The organism is Paenibacillus sp. 1182 (genome assembly GCF_017833915.1).
Lineage (GTDB): Bacteria > Bacillota > Bacilli > Paenibacillales > Paenibacillaceae > Paenibacillus > Paenibacillus polymyxa_D.
Genome location: NZ_JAFICR010000001.1, coordinates 17,596 through 36,217, shown reverse-complemented (window position 1 = coordinate 36,217; position 18,622 = coordinate 17,596). Strand labels below are relative to the sequence as shown.

Annotated in this window: 18 protein-coding genes; 7 read left to right on the top strand and 11 right to left on the bottom strand. The window is 45.3% G+C overall.

All coding sequences use genetic code 11. The features are described from left to right. Positions 1 to 48: 48 nt before the first annotated feature. Positions 49 to 1,020 (top strand): peptide-methionine (S)-S-oxide reductase MsrA, encoded by a 972-nt coding sequence (gene msrA / locus JOD82_RS00165; RefSeq protein WP_039270899.1) that lies wholly within the window; start codon positions 49 to 51, stop codon positions 1,018 to 1,020. A gap of 108 nt (positions 1,021 to 1,128) precedes the next feature. Here msrA and JOD82_RS00160 read toward each other — a convergent pair whose 3' ends face one another. After that, entirely contained in the window at positions 1,129 to 1,932 is an 804-nt protein-coding gene (locus JOD82_RS00160) for a lipid II flippase Amj family protein (protein ID WP_069012740.1), read from the bottom strand. Positions 1,933 to 2,083: 151 nt separating this feature from the next. Here JOD82_RS00160 and JOD82_RS00155 point away from each other — a divergent pair, with 151 nt between their 5' ends. After that, positions 2,084 to 2,275, top strand: coding sequence for a DUF2188 domain-containing protein (locus JOD82_RS00155; protein WP_029517218.1), 192 nt, complete (start codon positions 2,084 to 2,086; stop codon positions 2,273 to 2,275). Between the two features lie 113 nt (positions 2,276 to 2,388). Here the strand turns inward: JOD82_RS00155 and JOD82_RS00150 are convergent, their stop codons facing one another. Beyond that, positions 2,389 to 3,093 carry a YitT family protein gene (locus JOD82_RS00150; protein WP_029517217.1) on the bottom strand — a complete coding sequence of 235 codons (705 nt, stop codon included), beginning with the start codon at positions 3,091 to 3,093 and terminating at the stop codon, positions 2,389 to 2,391. A 460-nt stretch (positions 3,094 to 3,553) separates the two neighbouring features. Then, complete coding sequence (locus JOD82_RS00145; protein ID WP_029517216.1) at positions 3,554 to 4,444, bottom strand: DMT family transporter; 891 nt, start codon at positions 4,442 to 4,444, stop codon at positions 3,554 to 3,556. Between the two features lie 301 nt (positions 4,445 to 4,745). Between JOD82_RS00145 and JOD82_RS00140 the strand changes: the two genes are divergently transcribed. From JOD82_RS00140 to JOD82_RS28910, 3 genes are all read left to right on the top strand, one after another. After that, positions 4,746 to 5,147: a YhjD family protein gene (locus JOD82_RS00140; protein WP_069012741.1), complete on the top strand. Its 402-nt coding sequence runs from the start codon at positions 4,746 to 4,748 to the stop codon at positions 5,145 to 5,147. A gap of 227 nt (positions 5,148 to 5,374) precedes the next feature. Further along, positions 5,375 to 5,830 (top strand): spore germination protein, encoded by a 456-nt coding sequence (locus JOD82_RS00135; protein ID WP_256026139.1) that lies wholly within the window; start codon positions 5,375 to 5,377, stop codon positions 5,828 to 5,830. A 138-nt stretch (positions 5,831 to 5,968) separates the two neighbouring features. Continuing rightward, a complete protein-coding gene (locus tag JOD82_RS28910) occupies positions 5,969 to 6,271 on the top strand; it encodes a Ger(x)C family spore germination C-terminal domain-containing protein (protein WP_069012742.1) in 303 nt (100 codons plus the stop codon). A 14-nt stretch (positions 6,272 to 6,285) separates the two neighbouring features. Here JOD82_RS28910 and JOD82_RS00125 read toward each other — a convergent pair whose 3' ends face one another. Next, on the bottom strand, positions 6,286 to 8,811 hold the full coding sequence (locus JOD82_RS00125) for a transglycosylase domain-containing protein (protein WP_069012743.1): 2,526 nt from the start codon (positions 8,809 to 8,811) through the stop codon (positions 6,286 to 6,288). Positions 8,812 to 9,028: 217 nt separating this feature from the next. On the opposite strand from JOD82_RS00125, the gene JOD82_RS00120 reads away from it, so the two are divergent. Further along, a complete protein-coding gene (locus JOD82_RS00120) occupies positions 9,029 to 10,297 on the top strand; it encodes a DNA polymerase IV (protein ID WP_029517212.1) in 1,269 nt (422 codons plus the stop codon). A 150-nt stretch (positions 10,298 to 10,447) separates the two neighbouring features. Here the strand turns inward: JOD82_RS00120 and JOD82_RS00115 are convergent, their stop codons facing one another. From JOD82_RS00115 to JOD82_RS00100, 4 genes are all read right to left on the bottom strand, one after another. Next, on the bottom strand, positions 10,448 to 10,735 hold the full coding sequence (locus JOD82_RS00115; protein WP_013310877.1) for a stage VI sporulation protein F: 288 nt from the start codon (positions 10,733 to 10,735) through the stop codon (positions 10,448 to 10,450). A gap of 111 nt (positions 10,736 to 10,846) precedes the next feature. Next, a complete protein-coding gene (recG, locus tag JOD82_RS00110; RefSeq protein WP_069012744.1) occupies positions 10,847 to 12,895 on the bottom strand; it encodes an ATP-dependent DNA helicase RecG in 2,049 nt (682 codons plus the stop codon). 1 nt (position 12,896) lies between these two features. Further along, positions 12,897 to 13,766 (bottom strand): DegV family protein, encoded by an 870-nt coding sequence (locus JOD82_RS00105; protein ID WP_069012745.1) that lies wholly within the window; start codon positions 13,764 to 13,766, stop codon positions 12,897 to 12,899. Between the two features lie 49 nt (positions 13,767 to 13,815). Next, complete coding sequence (locus JOD82_RS00100) at positions 13,816 to 15,600, bottom strand: DAK2 domain-containing protein (RefSeq protein ID WP_069012746.1); 1,785 nt, start codon at positions 15,598 to 15,600, stop codon at positions 13,816 to 13,818. A gap of 509 nt (positions 15,601 to 16,109) precedes the next feature. Here JOD82_RS00100 and rpmB point away from each other — a divergent pair. After that, on the top strand, positions 16,110 to 16,298 hold the full coding sequence (gene rpmB / locus JOD82_RS00095; RefSeq protein WP_013310881.1) for a 50S ribosomal protein L28: 189 nt from the start codon (positions 16,110 to 16,112) through the stop codon (positions 16,296 to 16,298). Positions 16,299 to 16,522: 224 nt separating this feature from the next. Here rpmB and spoVM read toward each other — a convergent pair whose 3' ends face one another. The 3 genes from spoVM to rsgA all read right to left on the bottom strand — a co-directional run bounded on the left by spoVM (position 16,523) and on the right by rsgA (position 18,584). Beyond that, on the bottom strand, positions 16,523 to 16,603 hold the full coding sequence (gene spoVM / locus JOD82_RS00090; protein WP_010345573.1) for a stage V sporulation protein SpoVM: 81 nt from the start codon (positions 16,601 to 16,603) through the stop codon (positions 16,523 to 16,525). 390 nt (positions 16,604 to 16,993) lie between these two features. Beyond that, entirely contained in the window at positions 16,994 to 17,662 is a 669-nt protein-coding gene (gene rpe / locus JOD82_RS00085) for a ribulose-phosphate 3-epimerase (protein ID WP_029517208.1), read from the bottom strand. Between the two features lie 4 nt (positions 17,663 to 17,666). Continuing rightward, the gene (rsgA, locus tag JOD82_RS00080; RefSeq protein ID WP_029517207.1) at positions 17,667 to 18,584 is read right to left on the bottom strand and encodes a ribosome small subunit-dependent GTPase A; all 918 of its coding nucleotides are present in this window, start codon (positions 18,582 to 18,584) and stop codon (positions 17,667 to 17,669) included. Positions 18,585 to 18,622: the final 38 nt, after the last annotated feature.

Genomic DNA, 18,622 nt, shown 5'->3' with positions numbered 1-18,622 from the left:
CTATTTAAATAACAACTAATTAAACATTCTCAGATTGGAGTGACAAATATGAGCACCAACAATCCACACACGGTAGAAAAAGCAACTTTTGCAGGTGGCTGCTTCTGGTGCATGGTTTCCCCTTTTGAGGAATTACCCGGTATTTTGAAGGTTAGATCTGGATACACAGGGGGACATACCGAAAATCCTACCTATGAAGAGGTATGCTCTGAAACAACGGGGCATGTGGAAGCCGTACAGATTACATTTGATCCACAAGTTTTCCCGTATGAAAAACTGTTGGAGCTATTCTGGCAGCAGATTGATCCGACGGATGAAGGTGGACAGTTTCACGATAGAGGTTCATCTTACCAAACGGTTATTTTCTATCATAATGAAGAGCAGCGAATCAAGGCAGAAGCTTCTAAAGAAGCTTTGGCTCAAAGTGGCCGCTTCGACAAGCCCATTGCTACACCGATCCTGCCTGCGACCACTTTTTATGAAGCAGAAGAATATCATCAGGACTACCATAAGAAAAACCCCGTTCATTACAAACGCTACCGCAAAGGTTCGGGACGTGAAGATTTTATCGAACAAAATTGGTCTGGCAAGATTGATAAATCCGATCTTAAAGATCGGCTGACGCCTATTCAATACGAAGTAACACAAAAAAACGCGACCGAGCGTCCTTTTCAAAATGAGTTTTGGGATCATGAGGGTGAAGGCATTTACGTAGATATCGTATCAGGAGAGCCCTTGTTCAGTTCATTGGACAAATATGATGCAGGTTGCGGTTGGCCCAGCTTTACCCGTCCGCTGCGCAGCTATAATGTCAAAGAAAAAACCGATCTCAGCCATTTTATGATCCGTACCGAGGTGCGAAGTCGCGAAGCTGACTCCCATTTAGGGCATGTATTCGATGATGGTCCAGGTCCAGATGGTCTGCGTTATTGCATCAATTCCGCCGCGCTCCGCTTCGTGCCTCAAGCAGACTTGGAACGTGAAGGATACGGAGCATATAAGTCATTATTTGAACAGTAAGTATCCATAAAATCATTGGAGCTGACCCGCGATCTATCTTTAATAGATGATCACGGGTCAGCCTTTTTTTGGGATATGACAGCAGCACATCATTACGAAAGCTAGCAATTAACTCATTACCCATCCAAGCCAAATTGCTAACGGTACTAGCAATAGCTGAGCTAATAAAGTACCTGCCAAACGCGACATGATCATCCAGCCGTACATACTGTTCATCCGAGTTAAGGGTAGCTCCCCTCGTAGCGTTTTCTCCGACAGTACCGCCAATCTTGGATCAATTAACAAGGTCAATAATACCGTTGCAACGCCATTGATTAGACCTGACGACATTGACATTGCTGTACCTTGTGCAGGCCACAGGAATGAAGCATATAAAGCAGATACTACTCCTGTTGTATAAATCGCAGTAACGGTTATATTCAGAATAATTAGACGTTTGGGTATCGCTCCGCTAATCAATGAAGTAAGCATAGACCAGGTGGGACGTTTTATGTAGTAGCCTGCATGTTTCCAGCGACTTCGCAGCATTAAATGACGCACCAAAGCCGGAATAGATCCGGTATGCTCCAAATGCACAATCCATCTGGCTGACATGCGTACCACTGTTGGATACAGTAATATAGCAAGTATGGTTCCAACGGTTGCTGCCAGCAGTACCCCATGCATATATAGTTCCAGTCTAATATTCGTTCCGCCCACTTGTGCTGCTGCTTTAGCCTGATCGACCATCCCTCCGAGTAAAGGCCCCTGCGCCATGTTAGAGGTGCGTGAAACCAACAGCAGCATTCCCGCAACGGTTAACGCTAATCCAATCCGACGCGCTCGCAAACCACCAAGCCGCAGAGCATAGGACAAGCTATCTGTAGTATGAATGATGATAGTCAGCAAAAAAACAAAACCCCAGGCAAGCAAATGCTTCACTCCTTTTTCTGGTATTCTGCACACCATTATACGCTTTTTCTCAAGATACATTTTACAATATATTCATTTCTTTGATTTCCGTTTGTTTAATCCTACAACGGGTAATACATAGTACATCATCTGCTATAAGGAGTGTGCAACTATGCCTTGGAACAAACATGATTACCCTCCATCCATGAAAAACCTGGAACCTCGTGTGCGAGAAAAAGCCGTTGATATTGCTAACGCTCTACTCCGTGACGGCTACGAAGAAGGTCGCTCGATTGCGATTGCCACTTCCCAAGCCGAGGAATGGAACGATAATCATCCAGCCGAGCAAGATGAGAAACAGTAGAAAAAATATAAAACGGACGCATTCAGTCTACTTTAAAACCTTCCTGATAGAAGCTGAATACAGCGAAAGGGTGTTACGTAAGAAGATTTCTCTCCTAACGTAACACCCTTTCCTTATTGACGAAGGCTGTGGACGACCGGCACTGTTTTGGCAACTACCTTTTTAGCGGGAATAGCCGCTGGCAGTACCTTTTTCACAGGTCGGTGCAGTTGGAACGTGGTCGTCCATGTAATTATTTTTCCGGCAAGCCACACAGCCAGTATTGTAAACATTGTTTCCTTCATAGGCAGATACAAGAGTGATAATCCCAGTACGATGATGTCACTGACAATAAACACGTTGCCGATTTTCCACCCGCGCCACTCACTGATCAGCAGAGATAAGATATCATCGCCCCCGGTTGCTCCACCGAATCGCAGTACGATTCCGGCTCCCAAACCTGTAAGCACCCCACAAAGTAGAGCAGCTATCAGCAGATTTCCATGTAGATCTATAACCAGAGTCGAATACTTCTCAAATCCTGCATAAAACAGTGAAAAAGCGACGGCTCCGATTAACGCAAGCAGCATAAATCTTTTGCCCTTCAGTACCCATGCCAGCAATATGACGGGAATATCAAGCAGCAACATACTCCATGCTGGAGATATGCCAAACGCGTAATGTCCCAGCAGGGCCAAGCCTGCAAATCCGCCTTCTGACAAATGATTTTGGGCATTAATGTGATAGTACGTAAAAGCTAAAATGCATGTTCCGAGCAACATGACAGCAATCTGTCTCAATGCTCCATTGTTCACGATAGATTCGTAAGTTTTCCTCATACAGGCTCCCTCGGTTTCTCGTAAGTTTGATGTGGATGAACCCACTCTTACGGAAACTACCAGGTAAGATGTGCCTGGAGGACTTGGTCCTTCGCATGTACAATCCCCTCTTCCGCAGAGTTGGCTTTCGCAACTTGACGTTACTCCGCGGAAAAGCTAAGTATAAGACAGATCAAATCGTTTCCAAATCGTCCTTTGGGGAAGTATCCTTCGGGGACACATGGTATCCTGATCCTTTCTTTTGTGGAATAAAACTCCGACATTTCTGTGGTACATATAATTCTATAATTTATTATACCACACCTTGTCACCTGCTAAACAGCTTGCTTTTTTGCTGCACCATATTTTATTTTATGCGTGAGCATGCTTTATTGTATGTGTGAATTAACGCATTATACCGAAGGTTTGGCGAATGTACATTTAATATAACCCAAATCGTATTTTATTTTTGTTTAGATTATTATCCACTTAATTTGGCGGTTCTACGCTGATTGGCCATAAACACTCCTCCAAGTATAAGGACCAGCCCGGTTAGAACGTTCCAGCCGATATGTTCATTCAAGAGCAAAAAGCCCCATACAATGGCACTTACTGGTACAAAATACGTCACCGAAGAAGCAAATTCCGCACTCCCCCGCAAAATCATGTAGTTGAACAAAATATATGCTACTCCTGATCCCAAAACTCCCAGTCCTATAAGAGAACCCAATACACCTGAATCAGAAACAATCGACAAATCAGGTCTCTCCACCATTGCCATCATAATGCCACCCCCTACCGCCGCACCAAGCAGTGTCGCAAAGGTAGCCTGATACATGGAAAGATTGGAAAGAAAACGTTTGGAGAGCTGTGTTCCAAATCCGTAGCAAAGAGTCGCAAGCAGCATACACCCAAAACCCACAGGATCAACAGAAATAATAGATGCAGGATTAATACCCAATAAAATAATAATTCCTACAAAAGCGAGACCCATTCCTAACCACTGCATTCGATGAAAAATAGCTCCGAAAAAAACAAGCCCCACCAACATGGTCCATATGGGCGTGGTAGCATTCAATACAGAAGCCATGCTGCTAGCTATTCTGGTCTCGCTAAAACCGATCAATGTCCATGGCAAGACCATGTTGACCGAAGCTACCAGAGTAACCGATTTCCACGGAATGCTTTTGATTTTAAACGGCCTGCGCATAAGTATCATTAACAAGACAATAAAAATAAGCCCAAAGCTGGACCTGAGAAATACAATAGTCCACGGCCCTACCTGATGTAGCAACAACACCTTGATAAACATAAACGAACCGCCCCAAATGAGGCTCAACAGTAATAAAGCTGCATATAACGAACGTGACAATATGTATACCTTCTTTCTCCACTTTCTTAAGTTAAATAGTAAAGGCTGACCGCAGTCAGAACGATCTCCCCTTTTATGTAAGTTTTTATCCATTAGCTTAACATAAACTCTGTTTGACTGTCATTGGCGATAAACGTAAGATTCTTTACATAATGGCACATGGGTATCGCTCCCCATCACTTTTCCAATAATTGATGATTGCTTTAACCATGGAAAAATTCCTATGATGAGGTATAAATAGAACATACGTTCTATATACTGATTATATATTGTATTCTTACTCGGAGTAAAGGAGATTTTTATGCCAAGCCAAAAGATACTGAACCACAAGAGCAAAGCTCCTTTACCTTCTGAAGAAGACACAGGGCTGGTCAAGATGTGTGTACTTTTAACTCTTGTTCTGGATGTGCTGGAACGAGACATTCATATTATAAATACCTCTCCTCTAAAAATGCCCGATTTGTATGTTCGTAGCCTGACTGGAGTACAACAGCGCGTAGCTGTTCAATTAGCAGAGACAAAAGCGCGAATGAAAACACTAGGAATTAAAATTTACAGCGAAATCCGAAATCATGAAGGCGTAGAGGTTTTGTATGTATGCCGTGGCTATCAAAGGCGATTTTTCATGCTTTCGTCCTTTGCTCGCAGCGAGGTCCGGCGGAAACTGGGACACTATCTAGGAATTGATCCGACGCAAGATTAAGCCTCCTTGTAATCTGGTGATTCAAGAATGGATAAGTCACCAGATCATGGATAAACTCAGTCCATTGGGCACACATTATGCCTATCTCATCCAAAAGGAGGTGCTCTCTTGGCTGGACATGACGCAGCTTCCGTTGAATTAAACAGAAATGTTTGAGCAGTTATCCATCAATCTGAATCTGATTCGCAAACAAATTGTCACCCCGTCACTGGTTGTACGCTCTTTATGTGGGATCTAAAACCCGAACTAAAATCGTTATTGTCTATGTTCAAGACTTGGCTAATCCTGAGCTGGTGAAAGCAGTGAAAACGAGAATTAAAGCAATCTCCTCCGATATGGCGCTCCCTCCCGTTTTTATTCAAGAATTTAAGGAGGACAATTCTTATTCTCTTCCCTCAATAGCTCAGACGGAACGACCGGATCGTGTGACCGCCAATCTAATGGAGGGACGGATTGCGATTTTGGTTGATGGTAGCCCAACTACTCTAATAGCTCCCATCTCTTTTTCTGCATTTTACCAAAGCCCAGACGATTATCACGCTCGTTGGATTATTAGTTCATTTCTAAGAACGATTCGAATGACGAGCTTTTTAATCACTTTTACGCTGCTTGCCATTTACATTGCGACGATTACTTTTCATCCAGCTATTTTGCCGTTAGAGCTGGCGCATATCATCAAATAATAACTAGGAATTGGTTCTACGCCCAATAATTTTACTTATTTCCCGCTAATTGTGTTCCCTTTTTCCGCTGCTAATTCTATCCTATCTCTTCAAAAAAAAGGAGGGGCCTGAAACATAAAAAAGAGCAGAGCGCTTGGAATGCTGGCTCTACTCATATTTATAACAGGCTGCTGGGATCAGAACAATTTGAAGGATGCCCGATTGGCAAATGCATCAGCTTATGATCTCACTCCTGAAGGCGTGTTGTCGCAAACGCTAGAGACTGTAGATGATCCTCAAAGCAATCAGGAAAATGGATGTGATGCCTTTGGCGTAGACAGACAGTTGATCGCTCATCATCCAGTAGTATGGAAAAGTGTAGATTGGAATGAAGAATACCCCAATGTTCGTTTTCATCCGCAGGTCACTGTAGACATTGTTGGGAACGGCATTTTAAACTAAACCGTTCCTGTCGTTTAGTTTTTGGGTTGATCAGATATTATTTCTGGATAAGTAACTTCGTCAGATTGGTTTTTTGGAGTCTCACTCTGGCTTTCCGATTCAGAAGGAGTCTCCTGTTCATTTTCAACAGAAGGTTGCGAAGTATCTGTTGATGGCACATCATTGTTCTCATCAGGCATATCTACCTCTGTGTCTGCGTCAGGAACAGCAGGATCCGTTTCCTCTGGTGGAATTTTCTCTTGATCTATTGCAGGGACCTCAACCTCTGGGACTGCTTTTTCCTTGATATCTGGTTTGGATGGGACCACTGGTCTAGCAGAACGCGGAATCTGTTCTCTTCCAACCTCGGTAGGCACATATTTTTGATTAAACCAGTCAGTCACGAGTTGACCCGATTGACGGGAATAACGCCCTGGTAGCTTACCTGTAAGGCTAGAAACCGTAACTCTTACAACACCTTCCGGCTGTATAAAGTGCTTATTCTTAAAAAGCTCAGGCTGGTCCTTGACCGCCTCATTCATGATCAGTGCCCACACTGACTGTGCTCTGGAATGACCTTCTTGAGATAATGTATTAACCTGTTGGCGGTAACCAGCCCAGACGCCTAGTGTAACGTCAGGTGTGTACCCCATAAACCACACATCACCAAAGTTTTGTGTCGTACCGGTTTTACCGGCGATATCAATGTCACCGTAGCTTTTAAAAGTATTTTGCAGACGTTTGCCAGTTCCCCTCGGATCTGATATAACCGTTTTGAGCATATCCGTCATCAAAAATGCGGTTTGCTGCGAATATACACGTCTCGTCTGCGGTTTAAATTCATATACGATCTTCCCGTTGGCATCCGTAATTTTGCTGATCAGATGAGGTGCATTATATACACCCATATTGGGAATCGTTCCATATGCTGCGGTCAGTTCCTCGACGGATACCCCTTTACTTAGTCCACCCAAAACCCCTGTCTGAGCATGTTCATCCTGCGGCTGAATCGTCGTAATTCCAAGAGAACGCACAAAATTCCAAGCGTTAGGAATTTTAACTTCATATAAGAACAGCCTCAGCGCAGGGATGTTGATTGACCGATTGAGTGCTTCACGGGCTGTCATAAGCCCCTCGTACCGTCTGTTATAATTTTTAGGAATATGATAACCTTTACGTCCGTCTTTCAATATGATTTGTGAATCATCAATAAGACCGGCTGGCTGAGTGTAGCCTTTTTCCAAAGCAGGTAAATAAGCAGCAATAGGCTTCATGGCAGAACCGGGCTGACGTGTCATTTGAGTTGCATAGTTCATTTGCTCGGTATTAAAATCTCTGCCCTCGATCATACCAAGTACAGCCCCTGTTTTATGATCAATCATGATTGCTGCAATCTGCTCTAATCCCTTCTTCTTACTGTATGGAGAAAAGTTTTGTGGATTGGCTGCAATCTGCCGCATATTATTATAAATTTTCTTATTTATCGTTGTATAAATTCGATATCCGGACCTTTGCAACTCTTCTCGCGTATTTTGAAGAAGCTCGGCATGCTCAGGCTTGGAAATTTCGGCTGGCGTGATATCCGGATTTTGCTGGAGCGCTAACAATTGGGCCGCTTCCCGCTCTGTCTCCAGCATCAAATAAGGGAATGTGTTATAACTTTTTTCGCGATGTGGCGCAAGAGTGGCTTTCACATCAAATTGAAGCGCCTCATTATATTCGGATAGCGTAAGTTTACCTGTTGCCAGCATTCTTCCCAACACGACACGTTGACGCTCCATCGCTTTATTGAAGCCTTCTTCATCAAAGTTCCCTTTACCATCAAAAGCGGAATAAACAGATGGCAGTTGCGGGAGACCTGCCAAATAAGCCGCCTGAGCAATATGAAGCTTATGTAGATCACTTACATTGAAAATTCCTAACGAAGCAGACTTGATTCCATATAAATTGTAACCAGCGGAACCATTACCAAAAGGCATTTTGTTTAAGTAAGCCGTTAATATTTTATCCTTGCCCATAAACCGTTCCATACGCAATGCTAGCAGCATTTCCTTCACCTTGCGGCTGTCCGTCTTATCCAGACTGAGAAAAACCCTTCGGGCTACCTGCTGCGTCAGTGTGCTGCCGCCTGTTTGGCGGTTTTCATTCAAAAGCTTCTGCTTAACGGCACGAGCTGTTCCCTTTAAATCCACACCACGGTGCTCATAAAATTGGCTGTCTTCCGTTGAAATGAGGGCGTCCACAATCGACTGAGGGACATCCTTCAGATCAACGAGCTGTCGATCCTCCTCCATGCGCATTCTTCCAACCGGAGTTACCTGATCATTAAAAAATACAAAGCTGGTCAGAGCGTTCTCATTTACCTTTTCATATATCAACTGACGTGATCGTACAGGTTCATCATGAACCAGTGCCGCTACATAGCCGGATATAAGACCTCCAGCAAATAGCAATCCAAGTACACCCGCAAACGAGAACCACTTGATATTAATTAGCAAAACTCTGCCAAAAATACGCCACCTACTGCGTTTTTGAGATGATGGTCGACGTTTTGGGTTCATAAAAATGGTTTTCTCCCCTCAATATTCATTCATTTCCAACTTGTTTTTGCTCAAGATATTATGATACGCCATGTTAGGTTTTACGTAAACTCTAACGTTCCAAAAAATACATTTGTATTAGGAACACTTGTTCTGTATATAATACTACTATAAGAGTATACATTCAAGAATATTTTGGTAGGATGATCAACACCTATCAGGAGAGGAGGTCGAATTTTTGAAGGAACGCAGAAATAGAACCATATTCTTATCGGACTGCCAAAGTTTTTATACCAGCATCGAAAAAGCAGATGATCCCAAATACCAACATAAGCCACTCGTTGTGGCCGGTGACCCTGCACTTCGTTCAGGCATTATTTTAGCTGCATGTCCGCTGGCCAAAAAATACGGTATATCTACAGCAGAACGTCTGGGAGAAGCGGTGAAAAAATGTCCTGACCTTATCATTGTACGCCCGCGTATGCAGCATTATATCGATGTCTCATTAAAAATAACAGAAATCTATAATGAATATACGGATTTGGTTGAAGTTTTCAGCATTGATGAACAGTTTCTGGATATGAGCGGAAGTCTCTCTCTGTTCGGAGATCCGGTGAGTATTGCAAGTGAAATTCAGCAAAAGGTACTGGCACAAACAGGAGTATGGATTCGAATTGGCATCAGCTCCAACAAAATGCTGGCTAAAACCGCGACAGATATATGGGCTAAAAAAAATGACAGTGGCATTTTCTTGTTGCCTACATCCGATATTGCAGCGTTGCTGTGGCCTCAGCCAGTACGTCTTATGTTCGGCATTGGTTCGCGTATGGAACGGCATTTGGAGAAGCTTGGACTACACACCATTGGAGATATCGCACGTACCCCCTTACCCCGGCTACAGGACAGATTCCGGTCTCATTTCGGCAAGCAGTCCGATATTCAGGCAGAGGTGATATGGCGGACTGCTAACGGGATCGATCACAGCCCGGTCAAGCCGGAAACATTTAATACACCTCCCAAATCCATCGGTCATATGATGACTCTTCCCCGCGACTATCTCCAGCCTGCGGAAGTGGAAACCATCCTGCTTGAACTAACAGAAGAGGTGTGTCGGGACGCCCGCCGCAAAGGATATATGGGCTCAGTTGTGACTGTTCATTGTATATGCAGTCCCTACGAGGCACCAACTGGGTTCTCCCGACAAATGAAGATACCCGATCCTACAAACCATACCCAAAAAGTATATGAAACCGTTAAAAAAATCTTTTATACTTTTTGGAATCATATGCCCGTGAAGCGCGCAGGGGTTACTTTAAGCGGATTGGTGGATGATCAACTATATCAGTTGGATTTATTTGAGGATCAGGAGCGATCCCGTGCTTTGGAAAAGGTGACGGACACTTTAAAGGATCGGTATGGTCAGTCCATCATCATGCGAGCATCATCGTTAACAGATGCCGGGCAGGCCATGGAACGCTCTATCAAAATTGGCGGTCATTACAAATAAAAAGTCTCATGATAAGTGCACACTAGCTATTGCCCGGGGAATGAACTAAAACAAACCAAAAAGGATCGCCTGATATCAGGCAATCCTTTTTTTATCTGTGCTTCACAAAAAAACATGGAGAACGCTTTGAAGCACCTCTTCAAATAGCAATCAACGGAACATTCCCCACAGCTTGATTAGATGAAATGTATTGGACGGATCAATTTTTTGTGCCAATACGAAGGCGGTCAATTGCTCCTCCTGCGCAGCCGTCAAACGCTCGTTTAAAATAGCAGAAGTGGACTTCACAAGATGACGCACCTTAGCTTTATTTTGCAGGTCCGCTTTAGTCACACCTTCAATCTGCTGCTTAACCCGCTCCTTGAGCGCACGATTCTTCATTTTCAACTTAATCCGCTCCACCAGTTGCGGACTGATTCCATATTGCTGATAGCTCAATGTTGCCACACCTCCCATATCATTCGGTCATTCCCAAATATATGACGGCCAGCCTGTCCATTGTGCCTATCTGTTTAAAACGTTTAAAACAATCTCATAATTCATGGTGGATTAATCGATGAGATCCCCCTGAAAAATCTGCTCTTTTTGCAAATAACCGCGCAATGCTTCATACTGCGGAGATGTCCAAAAGGACGCATCCTTGATCAGATCAGTTGCATCCTCACGCGCCTTTTCCAGCACCTCAAAATCCGCTACCATATCTGCTAAACGAAACTCGGGTAGCCCACTCTGCTTGGTACCAAAAAAGTCACCCGGCCCCCTCAAATCCAGATCGCGTCTAGCCACCTCAAAACCATCGTCCGTATCGGTCATAACCTTCATCCGCTCCTGACCAACCTCCGACTTAGGGTCAGCGATCAATACGCAATACGAGGCATGTGCACCCCGTCCGACTCGTCCACGTAATTGATGTAACTGGGATAGTCCAAAACGATCCGCATCCATAATGATCATTAGTGTCGCATTGGGAACGTCTACCCCTACCTCCACAACCGTCGTTGAAACGAGCAACTGAATTTCATTCGCATAGAAAGAACGCATAACTTCTTCCTTTTCTGCGGGAGTCATTCGTCCATGTAATAGCCCAACGCGGTAATGTGGAAAAGCCTGCTGCATTTGAATATGCAAATCGATGGCATTCTGTACGTCTAGCTTCTCCGACTCTTCAATCAACGGACAAATCAGATAAGCCTGCCGTCCCTGGTCTACCTCGCGGGAAATAAAACCAAGTACCCGATCCATCAGTTCGTGCTTCACCCAATAGGTGGAAATTGGAATACGCCCCTTCGGCCGCTCTGACAACGTAGAAACATCCATATCGCCAAACGCAGTGATGGCCAGCGTACGAGGGATCGGTGTGGCCGTCATCGTCAGCACATCGGGATTATAGCCTTTGCGACGCAGTACACTTCGCTGGTTCACTCCGAATCTATGCTGCTCATCCGTTACAACAAGCCCAAGCTGACGAAAATATACATCCTCCTGAATGAGAGCATGGGTGCCTACTACAATGTCCAGCAGACCCATTTGGAGAGCAGCTAGCAGTTCCTTACGCTTCTTCCCGGTTGTACTCCCAGTCAGTAGACCAACGCTGATTCCAAAGGGCTCAAACAGCTTGTGAAGCGATCGCATGTGCTGCTCGGCCAATATTTCGGTTGGCACCATCAGCGCTCCCTGAAAACCGGAACGTACTGTGGCAAATAAACCGATGGCAGCAACAACTGTTTTACCTGACCCAACATCCCCCTGAAGCAGACGGTTCATACAATTAGGTGAGCGTAGATCGTGCAGTATTTCAAGCTCTACCTTCTTCTGTGCATCCGTTAATTCAAAAGGCAAAGCCCTTACAAATTCACGAATCGTGGCGTTATCCACCGTATGTACCACCCCGTCCGCACGACCGCGATTTAACGCCCGGAATGCCTGCATTTTCAGCTGAAATAAAAACAGTTCCTCATACACCATCCGCCGACGAGCCTCTTGCCCCTCGCGGTTGTCCTGAGGCTGGTGTATACCCGCAATAGCCTGCTTGCGCGGCATCATACTATATTTGCGTACAAGCAACTCAGGCAATATTTCGGGGATCATTTCACCAAACTGCTGGAGCGTCTGGTTCATTATTTTTCGCATCCAGCTTTGGGTGATCTTGCCGCCTATAGAGTACACCGGTTGAAGTGTCCCCGAGCGGGCTACTCCTTTATCAGGAAACTCAGAATCTGCAACAGTCATCTGCATACGTTTGAGGTCCCATTTACCAGTCACCACAATTTCACGACCTGAGGTTAGCTGTTCCTTCATGAAATGCCGATTAAACCACGTTGCGGTAAACATCCAATCCTCGGCCATCAATTTACAAGTCAACCTTGATTTGCGCCCGTAACGCTGAAGCACTGGAATGCCCATAATTTTGGCTTGTACCGTAATCTTATCTCCGTCCTTCACTTCGCTTAGCGAGCGCAGTCGGTAATCTTCATACCGAAACGGATAATACTCCAGCATATCCTGTATGTTAAAAATGCCAAAAGCGTGAAGCTCTCCCTCTTTGAGAGCACTCACGCCATGTATTTGTTTTAAAGGTATTTGATCCAATTGCAGCATATTACCTCTCATCTCCGGCCGGCCACACAAAAATGCCAATCGTTCCTGGCCCTACATGGGTCCCAATCACAGCGCCAAGTTCAGTATATATTCGATCTCCTAGCTCAAAATGCTCTGCCAGCTGAGCCACGAACGCTTCTGCCACTGAGCGATCTGCCGTATGGCCCACAGCAATATTAATTTTTTGGCCTTTTAAGTCCCGCTCCAGTAGTTCAATAATTCTCGCTGTCGCTTTTTTATGCCCTCTCGCCTTATCAACTGAATAAATAATGCCTTCTTTGTCAATCGAAAGTATCGGCTTAATGTTAAGCAACGTGCCCACCATTGCCGCTGCCTTACCAATACGTCCGCCTTTTTGTAAGTATTGCAGGGTATCCACCAGGAAATACAAACAACGGCGCTCTCCACGACGTTCCACAGCCCGAACAATATCAGCCGGGGAGTGCCCGGCTGCCGCCAGCTCTGCCGCATAAACCACTAGCATACCGTATCCGTATGAAGCTGATTTGGAATCCACCACAGTCACTCTATGTTCATGCTTCTCCAGCATGGATTTGCCCAGCAGAGCAGACTGATACGTTCCGCTCACACCCGAGGATAAATGGATAGAGATAATCTGGCTCTCAGGGTATTGCTCCAATAGTGTCGTGTATGTCTCCAAAAAACGGGCTGGTGAAGGCTGTGAAGTCGTAGGCAGCTCATCAGCCCGTACCAGTTCGCTGTAAAACTGCGCCGCTGACATCTCAATGCCGTCCAGGTAAGTTGTGCTGCCGAACATCACTGTCAGTGGTACAACGACTATACCGAGACGGTCTGCTAATTCCGGTGGAATATCAGCCGTGCTATCCGTCAAAATGATGGTACTACTCATCAGTCAGACCTCCTTTTGTAGTGGACTTCCATGGACGCGCAAAAGCACATCAGGTTTCCACTGAGAACAAATAAGGATAAATCGGCTGACCACCTTCATGAACTTCCACTTCAGCATCCGCATAATTTTCTTCAATCCATGCAACAAGCTGATCTGTGTCTTGTTGATTCGCGTCCGAACCTGTAAGAATCGTAACAATTTCATCGCCATTCACCAGCATTTTCGCTAGCAAAAGACGGGACGTTGCCATTAAGTGTTCCTCGGTCGCAACAATCTTGGAATCCTGAATACCGATGTAGTGCCCTGCTGTAATATGCAGATCATCAAGCGTCGTATCCCGTACCGCGTAGGTCACTTGCCCAGACTTCACCCGGGTGACTGCGTCACGCATATTGTCCTGATTTACCTCAAAAGCCTCTTCCTCCTGGAAGGCAAATGCTGCCACAATGCCCTGAGGAATTGTTTTGCTCGGAATAACCGACACCAAACGTTCCATCTCTAGCAGTTCACGTGCTTGTTCTGCCGCCAAAATAATATTGGAATTATTCGGAAGAATAAAAATATGTTGAGCCGCAATCGAGCGGGCCGCATTAACGAAGTCCTCTGTGCTCGGATTCATTGTTTGGCCGCCAGCAAGGACAACATCGACGCCTAAACTTCTGAAAATATCAGCAATTCCTTCACCGGAAGCCACAGCTATAAAACCAAAGGATGCCAGTTCATGAGCGGGAGGCTCAGACGGCTCTTCCTCACGTACAGGCTCTGTTGGTATTTCAGCAAACCACTCAGGCTCAGGAGCAACATCCATACCCGCAGACAACAAATCACGATGCTGCTCGCGCATATTTAAAATACGAATCTGTGTAATTTCTCCGTAACGCAGTGCCAAATTCAGTACTTCACCAGGAGCCTTAGAATGCACGTGAACCTTGATGACGTCATCGTCTGAAATCACGATAATAGAATCACCATCTACAGATAACGCTTTCCGGAAGGCTTCCTCATCAAAATAGGTACCTTGCGCATCGCCCAGTTGTCGATTAATAAAAAACTCCATATCATACAAAAATTCAATATTATCCGTTTCGAGCTTCGCTTGCGCAGAAATCGGCGCATCTGGGGAAGGAACAACTGCAGGAGCAGTAGGTCTCTCCGATACGTGAGGAGCAAAAACCTGGCGCGCATTATCACTTTTTGCAATTGGAGACGTCACCAAGCCGCTTCCAAGATGCTGCATAAAGCCTTCATAAATATACACAAGACCTTGCCCACCCGAATCTACAACTCCTACTTGCTTCAGTACAGGGAGCATGTCCTGCGTCATGGCAAGCGTTTCCTTCGCTTTGGCAAGCACTTCTTCCATCAGTTCCGTGATATCGTTCGTCCGGCGCGAGAAAAACACAGCATGCCTGGCCGCTTCCTTCGCCACGGTAAGAATTGTACCCTCCACCGGCTTAACCACCGCCTTGTAGGCCGCATCCACCCCGCTCTGCAATGCCGATGCGAACTGAAGGGTATTCAATTCCTCGTATGGGGCAGCGTAACGGCTGAAGCCACGAAACAACTGAGACAGGATAACCCCTGAATTGCCGCGGGCTCCCATCAGCAAACCTTTGGATAATATGCCGGACATGACACCGATGGAGGAAGAATCCCCCCTCTTTAATTCCGTTACGCCCGCGCTCATCGTCAAATTCATGTTGGTTCCCGTATCACCGTCTGGCACCGGGAATACATTTAGTGAATTGACATGTTCCGCATGCTGCTGTAATTGTTCCGCCCCGGCTAAAACCATTGCGGTAAAATCTGTTCCATTCAAAGAACGATTACTCAAGAGAATTCCCCTTCCTAGCTTAATACACTTGTTTTACTATCAACCTTCACCACACCTTATTCAACTGTGCCTACAGGTTCAATTAAATTATACTAAAGCCAGACGACGAATACGAATGTCACACTTTCATAAGCTCTTGTACTCACGTCTGGTCGTTCTTCTACAGGTCATATACAATGAAAAACCAGTCAACTGCCCCACAATAAATCATCGGCTGGAATGATAACTATAGTCCCGCCTCTGAACCGCCGGCATGACTGGAATAAGAATTCACATTCCATTTAAATACAAAATAATCGCAACAATAACTATCCCATATTGTACTATAATGCGAAAGAGAAATAAATAAAGTTTTTGAATCAGTTGACGGAGCTTTTTTGACTATGATATTATATTTAAGTATTGTTTTGTTCAGGTTAGTGACTTACAAAGTCCGGCTGACCCAGTCGGCCTGAAGAGAGACCCGTTCCATATGGAATTTGGTTATTTTCAGAATAGGAGGTGGAATCATGTCTCGTAAATGTTCTGTAACAGGCAAAAAGCCTGGCAGCGGTAACCACGTATCTCACGCTAACAACCGTAATCGCCGTACTTGGGGCGTCAACGTACAAAAAGTTCGCATTCTCGTTAACGGTAAACCGAAACGCGTTTATGTCAGCACTCGTGCATTGAAAGCCGGTAAAGTGACTCGCGTGTAGTCGTAAAAAAATATCGTTATAAACAAAAGGCACCTCGTTTTAAACGGGTGCTTTTTTGGTTATTCGAAAAGTAATATCCGCCTAGTTCAGGAGAACAAAATGTCAGGCACCTTCCCGTGCGTTCTTATCTTTTACTACCGAGCTACCTATCTGTTATGCCCGGGAAGCGTGCCCTGTGTACCTCTAGCTTTCATCCTACATCCTGTGTTTACATTACGTTGAATTCAGTTTTTCTGGAATGTATTCAAAATGGCTTTAACGAATCCACCCAGAAATTTTGGCAGCTTGATTGTGTAAAACTTCATGCCTCACCCTCCCCATCATCCTCCTGCATCCGTTCTCTGTAGTTTATGCAACCTGTCAAGGGTTGTTACCCCACAAAAAAAGGCTACATGAGAATCCCGCTCATGTAACCATATTTATGCACAACCATCCCAGGCTATACCATCAGACAAGTCCGCGAACATAGAGATATGCTGAGAGTATGAAAATAAACAGGATATAATAAAGTACGCTGCACACCACAAAACCTATTCGTAAACCACGCCGTTCATTTTTACGAAAATAAAACAGCACAACTAGAACAGCCAAAAGTGAAAGAACGGCATTCCAAGGAGCCTTCACAAGCGAGAAACAGCTAAGGGTCAACCCCGTCGCCATGCTCGCGACAGTCATCCACAATGCTTCGGTCAGCTTCACTTGGACAAACGAGCTGCACTGTCCCGAATCGTAGCAATAGCCGCTGCGCGGTCTGCTCTGCCGAATACCGCACTACCAGCCACCAGCACGTTAGCCCCCGCTTCAAATACGGCTGGTGCCGTCTCCTCCGCAATACCTCCGTCTACCTCGATATGTACGTCTGGACGACCCAATTCGTTCAACCAAGCACGGATTTGTCTGATTTTATTCAACGTCTCTGGAATGAAGGACTGTCCTCCAAAGCCAGGATTGACCGTCATCACTAGAATCATATCTACATTTGGCAGCACTTCCTTGATCGCGTATGGTGAAGTACCCGGATTGAGAGCCACTCCAGCCAGAGCGCCTTGCTGCTTGATCAAGTGAAGGACACCATGCAAATGAACACACGCCTCAGCATGAACAGTGATGATATCGGCTCCTGCTTTTACGAAATCGCCAATATAACGTTCAGGATGCTCAATCATCAGATGAACATCCAAGGGAAGAGTCGTATGCGGACGAATAGCCTGAACGATAGGTGGCCCCAATGTAATATTGGATACAAAATGCCCATCCATTACATCCACATGAATCCAGTCTGCCCCTCCTGCCGCAGCTTCCGCAACTTCACTGCCCAAGCGAGCAAAATCAGCGGATAAAATCGACGGTGCTATTTTTAACATAAACTTAGTACCTCCGTTTTTTTTCTTTTAATTCCTGATAGAACTGCAAATAGCTATCATACCGTCCCTGTGAAATATGTCCTTCTTCCAGGGCCTCTCTTACTTTACAGCCAGGCTCGTGAATATGGGTACACCCCCGAAATTTACATCCTTCCGCATACTGCTGGAATTCACGAAAACAGGGAGATAGTTCATCCACACCCAGCTCCAGAAAATCCAACTGGCTAAACCCCGGCGTATCTGCTACAAACCCTCCGTTGTCTAAAGGAATAAGCTCTACATGACGAGTCGTATGTCTTCCTCGGCCCAGCTTATTGCTTATGGCGCTCGTCTCAAGCGTTAACCCAGGCTCCAAAGCATTAAGCATGGAAGACTTCCCTACACCTGACTGCCCGGAAAACACGCTGATTTGACCAGCCAACAGCTTCTTAAGCTCAACCGTTCCTTCTCCGGTACGGGCACTGGTTACCAGCACTTCATAACCGATCTTCCGGTACATTTCCTGAACGGTCAGCACGGTGTCATCCTCTGAAGGGCTGCCTTCATACAAATCGCGCTTAGTCAGACAGATAATCGTATCCAGCCCGGCGTGCTCAATATGGACTAAAAATTTATCCAGTAAAGGCAGGTTTAAATCCGGCTCACGTAAGGAAAACAGCAGCACAGCAAGCGTGGTATTAGCTACCGGAGGACGAATCAGCTCCGTTGTACGCTTTCTAATCTCCTTGACCATACCTTCCCCGTTCTCAGTCAGTTCGTAAACGACCCGATCACCGACAAGAGGCGTGATCTCTTTTTTCTTAAAAATGCCGCGTGCTCTGCATTGTACCGTAGCTTCGCCAGATACCGGACGCCCATCCTGATCCAGGCTGGAGACATAATAATATCCGCTAAGCGCCTTGACGATCAGACCTTCAGGCATGTGTAAGATGTCCTCCTTCATAATGTTTAAGTTTTATT